Source organism: Aestuariivirga sp. (genome assembly GCF_037139295.1).
Classification (GTDB): Bacteria; Pseudomonadota; Alphaproteobacteria; order Rhizobiales; family Aestuariivirgaceae; genus Aestuariivirga.
In genome coordinates, this window is the sequence record NZ_JBAXGR010000223.1 from 1 (window position 1) to 2,924 (window position 2,924).

The following is a 2,924-nucleotide window of genomic DNA, read 5'->3' on the forward strand; positions in this document are numbered from 1 at the left end:
ACGTAGCGCCACGCCAGCGGAAGCAGTCGCCGCCCGATCCGCACCGCAAATTCGATCCAGAAGGAGGGCCGCTGCACTACCCCGACCGGCTTCGCCGCCCGTGCTGGCGCCCAAGCCAATCATGCACTAGCATTCAAACCGGGCCACTCGATGGGGGCCGATCAGTTTTATATCAGAATACAGCCCGTATATGAGCCCATTACCTAACCTGAAGTCTCGTGTGTATTGAGCCAAGACCGGTACTTTGATCTTGGAATACCGCGTGATAGCCTATCTCAAGAAAACCGCGGATGAACGGGGTAACTTGCTTGGCACACTCCTCTTGGACGATCACGCAAATCCGGCAGCAGTTGAACAAGCTGCCGCACTTCTCTCTGACGCAATTGCCGACGCCGATTCATCGTTTGTCCAATTTTGGCAAGCACATTGATTGCGCCGAACTTTGGATCAAGCGGGACGATTTGTCGGGGCTTGCCGGCGGTGGCAACAAGACACGCAAGTTGGAGTTCCTCGTAGGCGATGCGCTGAAATCGGGAGCGGATACTCTGCTGACAGTGGGCGCTATTCAATCCAACCACACAAGGCAAACGGCTGCAGCCGCTGCGCGCGCGGGCCTCAAGTGCGCTTTGCTCCACTGCGACTGGACCCGCAGTGCCGGACCAACATACCGACAAACCGGTAATATTCTGCTGAGCAGCATGATGGGCGCTGAATTATTCTTTGATGAGATTGAGCGCCCGATCGAAGATCAGGGCCCGTTAGAGGATCTTGCCAAGTATCTCACCCGGCGCGGCCAGAAGCCCTATTTCATACCCGGCGGCGCATCAGATCATCCCCTGGGAAGTTATGGTTACGTCAATTGCGCTGCAGAGATCGCAGGCCAGGAGCACGCCCTCGGTATCACGTTCGATCTTGTGGTGCACACCACCGGAAGCAGTAGCACTCAATCCGGCCTGCTGGCTGGGTTTGCAGCCATCGGTTCCACCATAAGGGTAATCGGCGTGCCAGATGATGAGGAAACTGAGATCAAACGCGAGCGCATACACCGTCTGGCAAACGTTGCACTCAAAGATATTGGCTCGCAGGCCTCCGTGCCGCTCAACCATGTCGACCTCTTTGTTGGCGATCGCAGTCCCTATGGTATGGCCGACGCGGAGACCATTGCGGCTATCAAACTCTTCGCACGAAGCGAAGGCCTGATTGCCGATCCGGTCTATGAAGGAAAGGCGTTGCGCGGTCTTATCGAACTAAGCAAGGCAGGCCAACTCGCGGGCAAGAAAGTTCTACTGCTTCACTTGGGTGGCACACCGGCAGTGCATGGCTATGCGGCCCAATTGGGGCCTATTGAACTCAAGAATATGCCCGGTCCCTTATGACCTGCGAAGTCGACAGTGCCGAAGCGCAAGAGGCGCGCGACCTTCTCAAGCGGCTTGTGGCATCGCGCTCACCCAATCCGCCTGGAGACGAGCGTGTGGTCACACAGATCATTTGCGAGGAAGCGGCGAGGCTCGGGTTGCCGGAGCCGCAAAGCCATGCCCGCGTTTCTCACCGGCCCAATCTCATCTTCACAATCGGGAGCGGCACACCCAACCTTATGCTGGCAGCACATATGGACACTGTGCCCCCAGGAAATCTGGCCGCGTGGTCCTCCGATCCTTATGTACTCACACACGAAGGCAATCGGCTCGTTGGCCTGGGGTCTGCGGACATGAAAGCTGCAATCGCAGCCATGCTTTTTGCTGCGGCACGAATTCACAAGCACCCGGAGCCTCAAGGAACCCTGACGTTAGTATTCTCCGCCGATGAAGAAGCGGGGTCGGCGGAAGGTATGGAGTGGCTTTTGAAACAGGGCCTACTCAAGGCGGACGGCGCGGCAATGACAGAGCCTGCTGGCCTCGGCGCCCAATCCTGGCAACGCCTGTTTGTGGCGCAAAGGGGCCACTGCGTGTGTTGGCTCACAGCCCAGGGCAAACCCGGTCACTCAGGCGATCATGTGCCACGGAAAGAGCGGGCGTCCTATGCCTTTGCCAAAGCCCTCAACGCTCTGGTGGAAGCCGATCCATTTGCGGACTGGGCACATCCTGTCGATGGGACAAAGCCAACCTTGAACGTGGCCACCATGGTTCAGGGCGGCATGGTACCATTCGCCCATCCGTCCACATTGAAGGCTTGCATTGAGGTGAGGGTCATCGAAGGCATGACGGAGCAGCTTGTGCTCGATCGATTGCGGCGCGTCGTGTCGGCCAGCGGCTTGGGTGCTCGCGTGACGATTGAACCCGCTGATGCGCCACTCAATTGGATCTCACCGGGGACCGAGGCAAAGGATCTCCGGCTGTTAGAAGCTGCGAAGACCGCATGGCGCGAGGTCGTCGGAAGTGAGCCTGTCTTGGGCGTCATGACCGGGGGCACGGATGCCACCAACACCAATGCAGCAGGAATCCCGACACTACCCGCTTTTGGGCCTGGATCGCTTGGTGTGGCGCATCAGCCAAACGAGTCACTACCTCCCGAAGACCTCTCAATTGCGATCAACCTATTCGAGATGTTTGTTCGGCAATACCACAGTTTACCCATACCCTCTGCGAGTTGACCATTTCTATTGTGAAGTGAGACTACTACGCGTGTGAACGAAGAGAGGTTTTGGGGAGTTGGTTCTCTTGTTATGCGGCGTTGCGATGCTCAACTCAACTCACCGCACATTCAGTAATGCCTTTTGCCCCTACCTAAGTCATCTCTCCTTCAACCACTCCTCCCCCTGCCCCCGCCTCTCAGCCTGACGCCACGCAGCCTCCTCCTCCGGCGGCATTCTCTTTGAGACGTAGCGCCACGCGAGTGGCAGCAACACTTTGCCCAGCCGCTGGCCGAACTCGATCCAGAAGGAGGGCCGCTGCGCCACGAGTAACGCCCCGGCCCCGAGACCGAGG

The 2,924-nt window shown here is 58.1% G+C and carries 3 protein-coding genes; 2 read left to right on the top strand and 1 reads right to left on the bottom strand.

What is annotated here, in order from left to right:
* Positions 1 to 290 precede the first annotated feature (290 nt).
* Entirely contained in the window at positions 291 to 1,376 is a 1,086-nt protein-coding gene (locus tag WCJ41_RS21115; RefSeq protein WP_336907809.1) for a D-cysteine desulfhydrase family protein, read from the top strand.
* A gap of 95 nt (positions 1,377 to 1,471) precedes the next feature.
* Positions 1,472 to 2,590, top strand: a complete 1,119-nt coding sequence (locus WCJ41_RS21120) for a M20 family metallopeptidase (RefSeq protein ID WP_336907810.1) — start codon at positions 1,472 to 1,474, stop codon at positions 2,588 to 2,590.
* A 138-nt stretch (positions 2,591 to 2,728) separates the two neighbouring features.
* On the opposite strand, the gene WCJ41_RS21125 is transcribed toward WCJ41_RS21120, so the two are convergent.
* A partial coding sequence (locus WCJ41_RS21125) for a hypothetical protein (RefSeq protein WP_336907811.1) occupies positions 2,729 to 2,924 on the bottom strand: 196 nt, incomplete at its 5' end.